Origin of the sequence: Myroides phaeus, assembly GCF_900099675.1 — a bacterium.
Taxonomy (GTDB): Bacteria; Bacteroidota; Bacteroidia; order Flavobacteriales; family Flavobacteriaceae; genus Flavobacterium; species Flavobacterium phaeum.
Genome location: NZ_FNDQ01000002.1, coordinates 1 through 14,869, shown reverse-complemented (window position 1 = coordinate 14,869; position 14,869 = coordinate 1). Strand labels below are relative to the sequence as shown.

Genomic DNA, 14,869 nt, shown 5'->3' with positions numbered 1-14,869 from the left:
ATGTCGCAGAACAATAAAACTTTTGGACAAACGATAAAATCGTTCAATAAAAACTTTTGGATAGCCAGCTTTATGGAGCTTATGGAACGGTGGGCATGGTATGGTATCTACACCCTGTTAGGACTATACTTAGTAGGCTCAACGGACACAGGTGGTCTGGGCTTTGATCACATACAGAAAGGGAGCATCATGGGAGGTATTGTTGGAATATTGTACTTCTTACCGCTTTTCTTTGGTGTTATTGCTGACCGTATTGGTTATAAATTATCCTTGATTATTGCGTTCATCATAATGATTACCGGTTATTATTTGCTGGGAGAAGTAACAGCTTACAACAATGTATACGCGGTATTCTTGTTAGTAGCCATAGGAGCTGCTTTCTTTAAACCTGTTGCTTCTGCTATAATTGCACGTAATACAGATGAATCTACAGGAACTCTTGGTTTCGGTATTTTCTATATGATGGTGAATATTGGTGGGTTTATCGGGCCTGCTATGTCATCAGGATTACGTACAACTTATGGATGGAAAATCATTTTCATACAAGCAGCTGTTGTTATTGGTATCAACCTTTTAATCTTATTGTTGTTTTACAAAGAACCAAAAGTAGAAAAGCCAAAAGACTCGATTGGAAAAGCTATCAAAGATTCGATATTAGGGATTTTTGAGGCGTTGAAAGATATTCGCTTAGGAATTTTATTGTTATTAATGATCGGATTCTGGACAATGTTTAATCAGCTGTTCAACACCCTGCCTAACTTTATTGAAGATTGGGTAAACTCTTCTATCTTGAGTAATTGGATTAATGAGAACGTATCGTTTTTAGGTCCGTTACTAACACAAGACGGACAAGTAAAACCAGAATGGTTTACCAATATTGACTCATTGATGATTATCTTATGTCAAGTATCGATCTCGTACTTCGTTACCAAAATGCGTCATATTAACGCAGTAATTAGAGGTGCTGTAATTGCAAGTATTGGTGTTGGATTAACTTTCTATACCCATAATCCAATATTTACTATTATTGGAACAATGATTTTCTCTATTGGAGAAATGATGTCAAGTCCTACAGTTTCATCTTTTATTGCTCTTATCACTCCTAAAGGAAAAGAAGGTCTTTATCAAGGAACATACTTCTTACCAGTAGCGGCGAGTTACTTTGTTACGAAATACATCTCTGGAGATTTATATCAAGCGTGGTCAGACAAATTATCATTATTAAAAACAGAAATGTCTACACGCAATATAGCAATGCCTGAAGTAGTGAGTCACGAACAATTCGTTGAACAAGGTTCTAAAACCTTAAATATGTCGTTGTCTGCTTTTGAGAAACAATTTAATCTAAAAGCAGATTCTGTTGACTGGACAGTTGTTAAACAATCCTTTATTGACTTCGCTACATCAAAAAATATAGATATTAGCCAAGTTCACTTCCCTTTCTCTAAGAATGAGTATTTTACTTTAGCAGAGCAAAAGTTAGGAATGTCTCATTGGGAAATGGTAGATATGCTTTGGAGTACTTATAACCCTAATAAGATATGGTACGTGGTATGTGGTATCGGAATATTTTCTGTTATTACTTTAGTGATTTACGACCGCTTAGTTATTCGCCCTTTGGAAAATAAAAAAGTATAATTGCTATTAAATCATATATAAAAAAGCACTTTGGTTTATTCCTTAGTGCTTTTTTTGTGGATTCTAAAGCCCATTCACGGTTTAGATTATTACTAATAATCAACCAAAGAGATAAAACATTCTACAGAAATATAGTATTTTTTTTCAAAGAGAATTATTTATGACTTTATTTTATTACTTTTAACGCTTATGTAAACACAACGTTAATAAACTCACAACACCAAACTTTATAAATATAATGAAAACTGACACTACGGCACAGCCGAATTTCTTTGACACAAAAGTACTGGGACATCCAGCAGGATTATTTGTTCTGTTCTTTACTGAAATGTGGGAACGCTTCTCATTTTACGGAATGCGTGTTCTTTTAATTCAGTTCTTAACAATGTCTGTTATTGGTCTAAACCCTGGTTGGGAAATGACTACTGCTAACGCGGGTGCAATCTTTGCAACTTATGCTATGTTACTTTATATTACACCAATCTTCGGTGGTATTATAGCTGATAAATATATCGGTTATCGATGGGCAGTTGTAGTTGGTTCCTTAATTATGACTCTGGGACACGCTGCGATGACTCTTGAAACTGAATTCTTTATGTACTTAGGACTTGTTTGTCTTGTTATAGGTACTGGTTTCTTTAAACCAAATATGACTTCTATCTTATCTGAAATGTACAAGGCTTTCCCTGAAAAGAAAGATGGTGCTTATACTATTTTCTATATGGGGGTAAACACTGGTGCTTTCTTCGGAATGATGCTTTGTGGTTATATTGGTGAGCGTATCGGATGGCATTATGGTTTTGGATTAGCTGGTATTTTTATGCTTTTAGGTACGCTACAATTCTGGTTAGCTAAACCTATCTTTGGAAATATTGGAGATGTTCCTAACAAGAGTATTGAGATTAAACCTGAGGATATTGTCAATGCTCCAACATTAACTCAAGAAGAAAAAGATTCTTTAAAACCTAATCCTTTTACGAAAGTTGACTATATCTTGATTGCTATTTCTACTATCGTTGGATTCTTATATGCTTTTGATGATCCGTTTAGAATTATTGGAAATATACAGTTATTCCCTACTACTCTTTTTGGAATGGATGGTAAAACTGTTGTTATTGTAGGAGGTCTTCTTTTATTCTTATACTTGGTTATTTCTCGTATTATGAGATATACTAAAATTGTAAGGGATAGAATGATTGCAGTAATTATTTTTGCTTTCTTCACTATTTTCTTCTGGATGTCTTTTGAACAAGGAGCCACTTCTTTGGTAATTTTTGCGAGAGATAACACACAGAGAATTTTATCTGGAAATAAAGCTTTATTGTTTAATATATTCAACTTATTGTTAACTGTTATCCCTTTACTTATTGTTTCTTGGGTACTTATTTTGTTGGCAAAAAGAACATATAAAAAAGCATTAGTTTCTAATATCGTTTTAGCTATTACGTTTATTGGCGTATGGGGAGCTGCTATCTGGATGTTAAACAGAGACTGGTCTTCTCACGCGTATGAAGTTCGTTATAGTGCTGTTGAAAAACCGGTATTAGATGAAACTGGTGTTCAAAAGAAAGACGACAACAATAATTTAATGTTTACTTACGTTCCTGTATCTGAGTCTGCTCCTGCAAAGGAAGGAGATGTAGTGGTGGAACAAACAACTATTATTTCTGAATTGGTTAGTTTAGAAAAAGGTGATAAACTAAAAATATACGAAGAACTTGGAAAGTACAATATCCTTGACGCTAAAGCTGAAGAGAAAATAAAAGGAGAGTTACAAGCGTATAATCAAATTACAGACATTGAAAGTCAAAAAGAAATTCACGTTGTACACGCTGAAGTAAAAGAAATTAAAGATAATCAAGTAGAGATTACTGCTTCTTGGTTCTCAATTTTAAACTCGTTCTTTATTATTGCGTTTGCTTCTGTTGTTTCTAAATTATGGGATTCTAAATACAATCCTCCTGCTGCTATTAAATACGGTTTAGGTCTTATTATTATGGCTATCGGATTTGGAGTATTAGCTTATGGAGCACATGGTATTACAGAAGGAACAAGGGTTTCTATGATGTGGTTAGTATTTGGTTACTTATTCCACACACTCGGAGAGCTGTTCTCTTCTCCTGTGGGACTTTCTTATGTTTCTAAATTAGTGCCTGCAAGAATGATTGCACTTATGTTTGGAATGTGGTATCTTGCAATCGCTATTGGTAACAACTTAGCTGCAAAACTTGGAGGACAAATTGAAGTAATTACAGAGAAGTATTCATTGTCTACTTTCTTCTTAATCTTCACTATTGTACCAATTATTGCTGGTATTTTAGTTATCGCTCTTAACCCATTGATGAAGAAATTAATGCACGGAGTAAAATAATTTATAAAATCTAATTACAACTTTATACATGAAAAAACTGTTTTTCTTATTCGCTATCGCTTTATTGAGCTTTTCTATGAACGCTCAAGAAATTAAATGGATGACTTTTAATGAAGCAGTAGCTGCGCAAAAAAAAGAAGCTAAACCTATCTTTATGGATGCATTCACTGATTGGTGTGGTCCTTGTAAAATGTTAGATAAAAACACTTTTACTGATAGTAAGGTGATTGAACATATCAACAAGAATTATTATGCTGTTAAGTTTGATTCGGAAGGTAACGAAGAGATCAGCTATAAGGGAAAAAAATATACTAACCCTGGATACAATAGCAATAGAAAAGGTAGAAATGCGACACACGACTTTACTATGTTCTTAAGAATTCCAGGATATCCTTCTATGGTTATCTTTGATGCTAAAGGTGAAGTTACTAATGTAATCGTTGGATATAAAACTCCTCAACAATTGTTAGAACAGCTTTAATCGCTTTTAAATAATTTAGACCAATATCCCTTTTCAGATATATCGTGAAAAGGGATATTGTTTTTTATACAAGTTTCAATACACTTCTCTTTAAACCACATTGGCATTGAATTATGTAACACTACTTCTTTTGGCTGGTGATAATTCAATACACGTGCTATATTGACCTTAGGATGCTTTGTAAGCAATATAACTTCTGCTTGAAATCCAATGTCATAAATCGTTAGTGAGTCGCTTAAAACTAATAAAAACTGTTCCTCTATTGGCATTAGTGGTTTTAATTCTATACTCTGTATAGTCATATTACTTATTGTACTATTCAAAGCAGTCAATTCTGCTGAGTAACTGCCCTCTCCTTGAGGATCGCTTTCACAATTCAACAAATGACTTCCCTTTTTATACCATAAACTAACTTGCTCTCTATTTTGTGAATACGGAATAATAAGTTCACTCCTTTTTTCTTCTGAGTACCTTGATAGATATGGCACAACTTGTAACGTAAAAAACAATACAAAGCTACTCAAAACCCACACACGCGATTTTCGATAGTAGAATAATAGTAAACACATTAGTAAGGCTAAAAAAATAAACACTTGTGTTTTACTAAACTGCACATTCTTAATAACAATTCCTTCAAACTGAGCTAAAAGGGAAACACTTTTATACATTATATCTGTTAATAGATTAAATGCAATCCCTATCACCTGATTTAAAAACGGAATAAAAAGCGTCATAAAATAAAGAACACCTAATACGATCAAAACTGTAACTAAAGGAATAACGATTAGATTTCCAATTAAAAAAAGTAAAGAAAACTGCTTAAAATAATAGAGCTGTATTGCCATTAAGCCTATTTGAACACTTAATGACACATATACAATGCCTTGTATGTATTTTACTATGCGATTAGCACTATACCTTTTAGCAAATAAAGGCAAAATATAAACGATGCTTATTACAGCTAAATAACTCAGTTGAAAACCAATATCAGTAACCCAATTTGGATAAAAAAACAAACTAAAAAACAATGCAAGACCTACGTTGTGCTCTAATGACTGCTCTCTACGAATTATACGAGCCAATGAAAAAATGGTAAACATAAACACAGCTCTAAAAACAGAAGGAGAAAAACCGGATAAAAAAACAAAAAGCCATAATAACAAGACTACAACCACTTGCTTACTAATAGGTTTAAGAAAACCAAAAGCAGTCAATAACATCAGGTAGATTAGGCCAACGTGTAATCCAGAAATAGCCAAGATATGCATTACACCAAGTTCTTTGAACTGAGCTAAAACACCTTTATCAATATCATTGCGCTTTCCTAATATTAAAGCATTCAATAAACCTTTAGCATTGTCGCTTAAAACATCACTATTCTTTACTTGTTCTGTTAAATAAAACCTCCAACGTAATATCTCATACTTCAAACCATTCGCTCGTGCAACACGTACAAACTCCTTTCCGTATAGTTGAAAGTATACACCTTGCTGTTTAGAATAGGTTTGGTAATCAAATTGACCAATATTTCTTGGAGCTTCAATAGTACGAATAAAAGTATAGGTTGAAATAATATCTCCAGGAATGAAAGAAGTTTCCTGTTCCTTTAAGGTCAAATACGCTTTTGTATAAACAACAGTATCGTTTATTCTAAGCAATTGAACAATGTAACGCTTTCCTGAACTTGAAGCCACTTCCTCCTCTATTCTTACATCTGCTTTTACAGATTGTTTTACAAAACCAGCTACAAAGTCGTTCGTATTTACTCTACTAAAAGCAAACCCTTGTCCTTTCATTACGCTTACGCCTAATGAAATAAAAAGTAGGCCAATTGCAATAACATCACTTACAAAAGAAAATTTAGTTGGATAAAATGTAAACTTATTCTTATAGCTCAACGCTATAAAAAAAATAGCTCCTACCATACACAGGAGCGCTATTACGAATGGTATATAGTCATAAAGGAATATTCCAATGATTAGGAATAAGGTATAAAACAAAAAAGAGAATTTTAATGTCTTCATCTATAGACGAATGCATCAAAATTCTCTCCAAAGAATAAAATTCTTTACTATATTTTAGAAAAAGTTTCTGTTTATTGTACTACTCTATTAATTTGAGCAAAAGTTCTTTGGTAATAATTCTCTTTCGTTGACGAGACAATTACACCTCTACTTGTTGAAGAATGAATAAACTTGATTTCATCATCTAAAACCTCAGTTACTATTCCAACATGACTAATTCTGTTTCCTCGTGTTTTAAAGAATATTAAATCCCCTTTTTGAGCATCTCTTTGTTTCACTCGTTCACCAACTTGAGCCATTTCACTTGAACTACGAGGTAAGCTAATTTCAGTATCTCCAAAAGCAGTTTGAACTAAACCTGAACAATCCATCCCTTTACGAGACATACCTCCAAATCTATATCTCACACCTTCATAATCAAAAGCAGTATTGATTACTTGACTTGTCAAATTATCGAACTCTAATTTGTTGTTATCCATTTCTTTCATGAAATCGTCTAACAAGGCATCTAATTCATTTTGAACCTGATCGTCTACTTTTTTACTTTCGTTTATAATCGCTGTTTTTTTCTTTTTAATAGGGGAAGTTTCTTCCGCCTTAAAATTAAGTACACTATTGTTCTTCACATTAGTGTTCTTTCCTTCTACTTTATTAAAACTAATAAACGTTACAAAACTGAATAGTAAAACCGTAAACTTTCTCATACTCAAAATATTTTAGCTGCTTTTTCTCATAAAATTCTTAATCATTTCTTCTGCTGCATGATCACTTGCTCCTCCGCCCCCTAAAGTACAAATTAATTTGTCATATTTCAATAAAATTTCTTCGCGTTTTTTACCATTTATTATTTTACTGAATTCTGACTCAATTCTTTTTGCATTACAATCACTCTGAATTAGCTCTACAACTACATCATCATCCATAATTAAATTAACCAATGAAATGTATTTTAACTTGATAATTCGCTTTGCTATTTCATAAGAAATCTGATTTCCTTTATACAATACAACTTGAGGAACTCTAAACAAGGCTGTTTCCAACGTTGCTGTACCTGATGTTACTAATGCTGCATGAGCTATATTCAACAACGCATAAGTTTCATTGAATACAAACGATATATTTTTATCTTGTATAAATTGCTCATAGAAAGATGCTTCTTGTCCTGGTGCACCAGCTATCACAAATTGATATTGTGGATAGTGATGAATTACAGACAACATCTCATTTAACAATCTACTTATCTCTTGCTTTCTACTTCCCGGCAATAGTGCAATAACTGGTCGGTCATCTAAATTGTGCTTAGCGCGAAAGTCAACGTGCACTTCTGCTCTATATGTTTCAATTGCATCAATTAAAGGATGGCCAACAAACGTTACAGGAAACTGATGTTTCTTCTCATAAAAGTCCTTCTCAAATGGAAGAATCACATACATAAAATCAACATCGCGTTTAATCGCTTTAATACGATTTTCTTTCCACGCCCAAATCTGTGGAGAAATATAATAATGTGTTGATATACCTTTTTTCTTTGCCCATTCAGCTATACGCATATTGAACCCAGGATAGTCAATAAAAATCAACATATCTGGATTAAAGGCTTCAATGTCATTTTTACAAAAAGATATATTTCGAAGAATTGTACGAAGGTTTTGTAAAACTTCTACAAAGCCCATAAAAGCTAAGTCTTTATAATGTTTCACCAACTTCCCTCCTACGTTCTGCATCAATTCACCTCCCCAAAAACGTATATCTGCCTCTGGATCTTTCTTATAAATCGACTTCATTAAATTAGATCCGTGCAAATCTCCTGATGCTTCTCCTGCTATGATATAATACTTCATCTACAACAAATATGTTACCACTGTTAAAATAATAACGGCTAAAATACAACCTCTCGCTAAAAAATCTAACTTGCGATTAATAAAAAATGTAAACAATAACAGATTTAGTAAACTACCTATAGCAGTAACCCTGCCAAACATTCCCGCTCGTCGAATAAAGTCAAAGTCTACAAATAAATCATAATTTGTAAACAGCCTTAAATAAAGCTCTGTCCCTATTACAGTAACAATAGCCCCGCATAAGAAACCGAGTAATATATGTTTTAACCTTTCGCCCATTACAGATCCCAACTATTAATTCTTTTTATAACTTGATGTGCTGTCATATCAAAATGAACTGGTACTAATGACACATATCCATTGTGTAATGCCCACTCATCTGTATCTTCTCCTTTATCTTGATTAACAAACTCTCCTTTTAACCAATAGTACTCTTTACCGTGTGGACTTACTCGTTTATCAAAATTCTCAACCCAAGTAGCTTTTGCTTGTCTACAAACTCTAACTCCCTTGATGTCTTTTGTCTCTAATTTTGGGAAGTTAACATTCAAAACTACATCAGTAGGAATACCATTCTTCAACGCTTCTAAAGTAATTTTCTTTATAAACGGTTTTATCTGTTCAAAATCTGCATTCCAACTAAAGTCTAATAATGAAAAACCAATTGCAGGAATTCCACTCATCCCAGCTTCTAATGCGGCACTCATCGTACCTGAATAAATAACATTAATAGATGAATTAGATCCGTGATTTACTCCAGAAACACATAAATCAGGTTTGCGGTCTAAGATTTGTCCCAACGCAATCTTTACACAGTCAACGGGTGTCCCAGAACAAGCGTATTCCTTTTCAATTTCGCTATCGATTGTAACCCTTTCTAAGGTCAATGTATTATTAATTGTTACAGCGTGTCCCATTCCTGATTGTGCACTGTCAGGTGCTACCACAACTACATCTCCAATTTCTTTCATTACAGCGATTAAAGCTCTCATACCTGGAGCAGTTATACCATCATCGTTTGTAACTAATATTAAGGGTTTTTGCATCATTTCGTTTTTTTATTTACATTCGCTAAAGTAACAAATATTCGGGGAACTCTATTAATACTCGAATATCATTTTAACCCTAAAACAAGTACATTACTCCCTATATAAAAGGGTTTTAACAAATTATTATCGAAGGCACCATCTAAATCTTCACTTTTTTAACTACTTTAGATGAAAACTAATTAATGAATACTTTTAAGTTATTTATGAAAAGAAATTATAAGGTTATACTTCTTCTAATCGGAGTATCTGCTCTGCTATGGAGCTTCATCCCTAAGAAGGAAAAAGAGACTCCTGAAAAAGACCAATTACTTCTTGAGTTGGTTACTTATTTGCTGGAACGTACTCATTATGACCCAGCTAAAATTGACGACAAATTCTCAGCTACAGTTTATAAAGAATATCTAAAGGCATTAGACCCTATGAAAAGATATTTCTTACAGTCTGATATTGATGAGTTTTCTAAATACGAGTATTTAATCGACGATATGATCGAATTAAAGGAATTATCTTTCTTTGATTTGACTTATGAGCGTATTACTAAACGTATGGAAGAAGCAAAAGGCATTTATACAGATGTACTTAGCACTCCTTTTGAGTTTAATTCAGACGAAGTTTTCGATGCTGATTATGACAAATTAGGGTATGCTAAAGATGAAGACGAATTGAGAGACCGTTGGAGAAAACAATTAAAGCTAAACGTGCTTTCTACTATTACAGATAACCAAAAAATCCAAGAGGGAAAAGAAGTTACTGAAGATGAGGGAGAGATAGATGAGTTTGGTGAGCCAATTGAAAATTCGACTAAAAAGAAAAAAGTTGACGACAAAAAACCTGTTGAAAAGAAAACTTTTGAACAATTAGAGAAAGAAGCTCGTGAAAGTGCGGGTAAATCTTTAGATGAATATTTCGAATTATTAACGGATTTAGAACGTAAAGATTGGTTCTCTATTTACATCAACTCTATTGTTGAACGCTTTGACCCACATACATTCTACTTTGCTCCTGAAGACAAAGAAAAGTTTGATGCAAGTATGAGTGGTAGCTTTGAAGGAATTGGTGCTGTTTTAAGAAAGAAATCTGAAGGGGTTGAAATTAACGAGTTAGTACCTGGTGGTCCTGCTTGGAGAGGTAAAGAAATCGAAGTTGGAGATATAATTCTTAAAGTTGGACAAACAAAAGATGAAGACCCAGTTGATATCGTAGGAATGCGTTTAGATAATGTAGTTAAACTTATCAAAGGAAAAAAAGGAACTACTGTTTATTTAACACTTAAAAAGATTGATGGTACGATAAAAGTTACACCTCTTACACGTGAAGTGATTGAGATGGAAGAAACGTATGCTAAATCAAGTATTATTCAAAACGGAGATAAAAAATACGGATTAATTCATTTACCTAAGTTCTACATTGACTTTGAAAACAAAGACAAGAGAAATGCTTTTACAGATGTTGAAAAAGAGATTATAGAACTTAAAAAACAAAATATTGACGGTATTATAATGGACTTGCGTAACAACGGTGGTGGTTCATTGCAAACTGTTGTTGAAATGGTTGGTCTATTCTCTAAAGAAGGACCTGTTGTTCAAGTAAAATCGTCAAGAGGGAAACAACAAGTATTAGATGACAAAGGTACGCCTATCGTTTGGGAAGGACCACTTGTTGTACTTGTTAATAATTTCTCAGCTTCTGCTTCTGAAATCTTTGCTGCGGCAATTCAAGATTACAAAAGAGGGGTAATTATTGGTAGTAAACACACATACGGTAAAGGTACTGTGCAAAACCTTGTTGACTTAAACGAGTTGTTGAGAAAACAGCCGTTTGGAGATTTAGGTGCGCTTAAAATTACACTTCAGAAGTTCTATCGTATTAATGGGGGATCTACACAAAGAGAAGGTGTTTTAAGTGATATCGTTTTACCAGATCGATATTCTTATATTGATATGGGAGAAAGAGATATGGACAATGCTATGCCTTGGGACAAAATAGACAGAGCTTCTTATGTTGCTTATCCTTACGATTTCTCTAACGTAATTGAATTAAGTAAAAAGCGTATTGCTACTAATGAACAATTTAATTTAATAGATGAAAATGCGAAGTGGATTAATGAAAGAAAGGATGAGAAGACATTTTCTCTAAACATTGATAAATACAAAATCAAACAAAAAGAAACGGAGGAAAAGGCTAAGAAATTTAAAGCTATTTCTAAATATAAAAACACTTTAAAATTCAGCTCTCTTCCAAGTGAATTGGAAAGAATTAAGAATGATACTATCTTAGAAAACAAACGTGAAAGATGGCATGAAATGCTTAACTCTGATGTATATATCGAAGAAGGTGTAAACATCCTTAAAGATTTAGGCAACAAGTCGGCACATAAACAAATAGACAATAAAAACAGAATATCATCTAAACACTAAGATGTATCAAAAAAGTAAATCATATACACAGATTGCGCTCCAAAGATTTAAAAAAGATTTTTGGGGCGTTTTCTGTTTTTGGATAATTATAGTAATTGCTCTTATAGCGACTTTCGCTTATTTCATTATTCCTGATAATTCAAAAAACGCTAATGCTGGAGACTTAGCTCTTCGTTCTGAATCCCCAGGGTTTAAAGTACAAACTATCGTTATTCCTACAAACGAAGGTATCAAGTTTAGTGAATTGTGGTTTGGACGTGAACAGGCAACACAGCATATCGCAATTAACGAGTTTCATATACAACAAGACTCTATCTTTTATAAACCTTATAGCAATCAACCAGAATTAGAAGAATTCAAAGCACTTCCACTATCTCTTTTTAAAAGTGCTAATGAGAAAGATATTGTACAAACAAAAACATACTGGCTCGGAACAGATAATCAAGGTAGAGATTACCTCAGCAGATTAATAATCGGAGCAAGAGTGTCTCTTTCAATCGGTTTTGTAGCTGTTTTGATTTCTTTAGTTATCGGAATTACCTTAGGAGCAATCGCAGGATATTATGGAGGAAAAATAGATGCTTTAATCCTGTGGTTAATCAATGTATTTTGGTCTATTCCTACTCTACTATTAGTAATTGCAATTACCCTGGCTTTAGGAAAGGGGTTTTGGCAAGTATTTATAGCCGTAGGATTAACTATGTGGGTTGAAGTAGCTCGTGTTGTAAGAGGACAAGTCATCAGTGTTAAAGAACAACAATATGTAACTGCAGCCAGAGCATTAGGTTACAATAACTACAGAATTATTACTAAACACATCTTGCCCAATTGTATGGCTCCTGTTATTGTAATTTCAGCAGCTAACTTTGCTTCTGCTATTTTAGTAGAAAGTGGCTTGAGCTTTTTAGGATTAGGAACACAAGTACCCACACCCAGCTGGGGGGCAATGATTAAGGAGAATTACAATTATATCTTGCTTGGCAAACCCTATTTAGCCCTTTTACCAGGCTTTGCTATGTTTATCCTTGTTATAAGCTTTATGCTAATCGGTAATGCCTTAAGAGACGCCTTAGACGTAAAAAAATAAGTATTCAAACTTAATTCCATAAAAAAATGCGAAGACTACTTTAATAGTAGTTTTCGCATTTCTGTTTTATTGCCATTATAAATATTCAAATCTACTTTCCCTTCAATACCATTTACAATCCCTTTTTCCGTAAACTGCCAAAAGTGCCATTCAGGTTTTATTTCTTCTACAAAGAAATTATAGTTTGCAATCCACAATATATGATCAGGAAACCATTGCTTCAAATGATTGGTGTAATAATGTTCTCCAGAATATAAAATTGGCTTAACCTTATAATGTTCTTCCACCAATTCAATCCATCGTTTTAATCCTAAGCGAAGGTTTTCTACTGATTGCTTTTTAGGTAAATCTTCAATATCTAAAACAGGAGGTAAATCTCCAGGTGCTAATTTTACTGTTTTTATAAAATTATTCGCTTGTTCAACTGAATTCTCATCTGGTCTATAGTAGTGATATGCTCCTCTGATAAAATGATTTGCTCCTGCTCCTTTCCAATTCAACTTATAAGCCCTATCAACACCATCAACTCCCATAGTTGCACGAACAAACACAAACTCCAAAGCAGACTTACTTGCAACAGAATCTACTCTCCCCCAATCAATGACTCCTTGATAGTGAGACACGTCAAATCCAATCATTTTACTATCGTGTCGTGCTAACACCTCAGCCGTTCTAAAATCAAATAACGACTTCTCAGGAGCATTCTTTCTATCTTGACTAAAAAAGTACTTAAATCCATCTTGAAAGTGAATACCTAACCATATCCCACCACCCAATAAAACATTGATTATGATTATCCATTTAATCCCTGTCCACGATGATGAAGAGCTCTTTGTTTTCTTCTTAGTATTTCGAGTAGTTTTCTTTCTTGGCTGTTTATTTAACCCTTTTAAAGTTTCACGAGGATTAGATGTATTTCTTTTAGTTGATGTTCGTTCCATAGCACTTTTAAAAGTTCAGCAAAGATATTTAATATAAGTAAATTACAAACTACTTATCTGTATTATCCAAGCGTAAAACAGGCACAGGCAACTGAATATTATTTAATTTAAATTTCTTATCTATTTCGAAGCGAATTTCACTTGCAATACGATCGTTATCAAAAGCATTATCTATAAAGTAATATAATATAAAGCGAATTGACGATTCACCAAACTCATCAATAAAAACAATTGGTTGTGGTGTTTTCAACACATCAGCATTATTTTCAACAGTAGTTAATAAAACCGCTTTTACAAGCTCCACATCTGTACCAATATAAGCTCCAACATCAATACGCGCTCGGATAATTGGGTCTTCGTGTGTCCAGTTATAAACTACGTCATCTATCAACTTTCTGTTTGGTATAACTAAATCCTTTCTATTACGCGTCTCTACAACCGTACAACGCAAACTTATTGTCTTAACTCTTGCAACGTGTCCTCCTGTTTCAATTACATCGCCTACGTTTAGCGTTTTATCTAACAAAATATAAATACCAGCTATTAAATCTCTAAAAATCGATTGAAGTGCTAAACCTAAACCAACAAATAAAGCAGCAGAAGTAGTCAAAAACATACTAATATTAATCCCTATCGCATTTAAGATAAAGAAAAACATAATGACGTAAATAAAGTAATTTACAAAGTTAAACACACTACTTAGGCGCGCAGCTACATCTGGTGTAGCCATATTGATAAACGTCTTTCTTAAAAAGCGTAATCCATATTTTGTAATCACTAAAGTAAATACAATAAACAATATGGTTCCTATTGTTATTGTAAGCGATTTACTTGCATATAATTCGTATTCTAAAAGTGTAGAAAGTATTGTTTTTAAATTCATTATTAACTCAAAAATTGTATTATCAGTTTATCTGGATCAGGTGCAAAAGTTGGGGACTAAGCAAAAAGTTTCGTCAATCTAAACAGGAAAAATGACTTATCTCTTACACCTCTATACATCATTCTAAAGTACTTAAT

Annotated in this window: 11 protein-coding genes; 5 read left to right on the top strand and 6 right to left on the bottom strand. The window is 33.3% G+C overall.

Annotation, left to right across the window (positions count from 1 at the left end; translation table 11 throughout):
- From BLT46_RS01070 to BLT46_RS01060, 3 genes are all read left to right on the top strand, one after another.
- A complete protein-coding gene (locus tag BLT46_RS01070) occupies positions 1–1,638 on the top strand; it encodes an MFS transporter (RefSeq protein ID WP_090404893.1) in 1,638 nt (545 codons plus the stop codon).
- 238 nt (positions 1,639–1,876) lie between these two features.
- Positions 1,877–4,009: a peptide MFS transporter gene (locus BLT46_RS01065; protein WP_090404890.1), complete on the top strand. Its 2,133-nt coding sequence runs from the start codon at positions 1,877–1,879 to the stop codon at positions 4,007–4,009.
- A gap of 28 nt (positions 4,010–4,037) precedes the next feature.
- The gene (locus BLT46_RS01060) at positions 4,038–4,490 is read left to right on the top strand and encodes a thioredoxin family protein (RefSeq protein ID WP_090404888.1); all 453 of its coding nucleotides are present in this window, start codon (positions 4,038–4,040) and stop codon (positions 4,488–4,490) included.
- Here BLT46_RS01060 and BLT46_RS01055 read toward each other — a convergent pair.
- The 4 genes from BLT46_RS01055 to surE form a co-directional block, all read right to left on the bottom strand.
- Complete coding sequence (locus tag BLT46_RS01055) at positions 4,487–6,514, bottom strand: ComEC/Rec2 family competence protein (protein ID WP_090404885.1); 2,028 nt, start codon at positions 6,512–6,514, stop codon at positions 4,487–4,489. The genes BLT46_RS01060 and BLT46_RS01055 overlap by 4 nt on opposite strands.
- Positions 6,515–6,585: 71 nt before the next feature.
- Positions 6,586–7,218, bottom strand: a complete 633-nt coding sequence (locus tag BLT46_RS01050) for a C40 family peptidase (protein ID WP_090404882.1) — start codon at positions 7,216–7,218, stop codon at positions 6,586–6,588.
- A 12-nt stretch (positions 7,219–7,230) separates the two neighbouring features.
- Positions 7,231–8,355: a lipid-A-disaccharide synthase gene (lpxB, locus tag BLT46_RS01045; protein ID WP_090404877.1), complete on the bottom strand. Its 1,125-nt coding sequence runs from the start codon at positions 8,353–8,355 to the stop codon at positions 7,231–7,233.
- Between the two features lie 278 nt (positions 8,356–8,633).
- Positions 8,634–9,401, bottom strand: a complete 768-nt coding sequence (gene surE, locus BLT46_RS01035; protein WP_090404871.1) for a 5'/3'-nucleotidase SurE — start codon at positions 9,399–9,401, stop codon at positions 8,634–8,636.
- Positions 9,402–9,586: 185 nt separating this feature from the next.
- On the opposite strand from surE, the gene BLT46_RS01030 reads away from it, so the two are divergent.
- Positions 9,587–11,821, top strand: a complete 2,235-nt coding sequence (locus tag BLT46_RS01030) for a carboxy terminal-processing peptidase (protein ID WP_090404868.1) — start codon at positions 9,587–9,589, stop codon at positions 11,819–11,821.
- 1 nt (position 11,822) lies between these two features.
- Positions 11,823–12,908: an ABC transporter permease gene (locus tag BLT46_RS01025; RefSeq protein WP_090404865.1), complete on the top strand. Its 1,086-nt coding sequence runs from the start codon at positions 11,823–11,825 to the stop codon at positions 12,906–12,908.
- Positions 12,909–12,943: 35 nt separating this feature from the next.
- Here BLT46_RS01025 and BLT46_RS01020 read toward each other — a convergent pair whose 3' ends face one another.
- Positions 12,944–13,849: a glycoside hydrolase family 25 protein gene (locus BLT46_RS01020; RefSeq protein WP_090404863.1), complete on the bottom strand. Its 906-nt coding sequence runs from the start codon at positions 13,847–13,849 to the stop codon at positions 12,944–12,946.
- A gap of 49 nt (positions 13,850–13,898) precedes the next feature.
- Entirely contained in the window at positions 13,899–14,732 is an 834-nt protein-coding gene (locus BLT46_RS01015) for a mechanosensitive ion channel family protein (RefSeq protein WP_090404861.1), read from the bottom strand.
- Positions 14,733–14,869 lie beyond the last annotated feature (137 nt).

What these genes read in the sequence shown, in the direction of transcription:
- BLT46_RS01025 (WP_090404865.1), top strand. Translation starts at nt 11,823, where the DNA reads ATGTATCAAAAAAGTAAATCATATACACAGATTGCGCTCCAAAGATTT.
- surE (WP_090404871.1), bottom strand. Translation starts at nt 9,401, where the DNA reads ATGCAAAAACCCTTAATATTAGTTACAAACGATGATGGTATAACTGCT.
- lpxB (WP_090404877.1), bottom strand. Translation starts at nt 8,355, where the DNA reads ATGAAGTATTATATCATAGCAGGAGAAGCATCAGGAGATTTGCACGGA.
- BLT46_RS01020 (WP_090404863.1), bottom strand. Translation starts at nt 13,849, where the DNA reads ATGGAACGAACATCAACTAAAAGAAATACATCTAATCCTCGTGAAACT.
- BLT46_RS01055 (WP_090404885.1), bottom strand. Translation starts at nt 6,514, where the DNA reads ATGAAGACATTAAAATTCTCTTTTTTGTTTTATACCTTATTCCTAATC.
- BLT46_RS01065 (WP_090404890.1), top strand. Translation starts at nt 1,877, where the DNA reads ATGAAAACTGACACTACGGCACAGCCGAATTTCTTTGACACAAAAGTA.
- BLT46_RS01070 (WP_090404893.1), top strand. Translation starts at nt 1, where the DNA reads ATGTCGCAGAACAATAAAACTTTTGGACAAACGATAAAATCGTTCAAT.
- BLT46_RS01050 (WP_090404882.1), bottom strand. Translation starts at nt 7,218, where the DNA reads ATGAGAAAGTTTACGGTTTTACTATTCAGTTTTGTAACGTTTATTAGT.
- BLT46_RS01015 (WP_090404861.1), bottom strand. Translation starts at nt 14,732, where the DNA reads ATGAATTTAAAAACAATACTTTCTACACTTTTAGAATACGAATTATAT.
- BLT46_RS01060 (WP_090404888.1), top strand. Translation starts at nt 4,038, where the DNA reads ATGAAAAAACTGTTTTTCTTATTCGCTATCGCTTTATTGAGCTTTTCT.
- BLT46_RS01030 (WP_090404868.1), top strand. Translation starts at nt 9,587, where the DNA reads ATGAATACTTTTAAGTTATTTATGAAAAGAAATTATAAGGTTATACTT.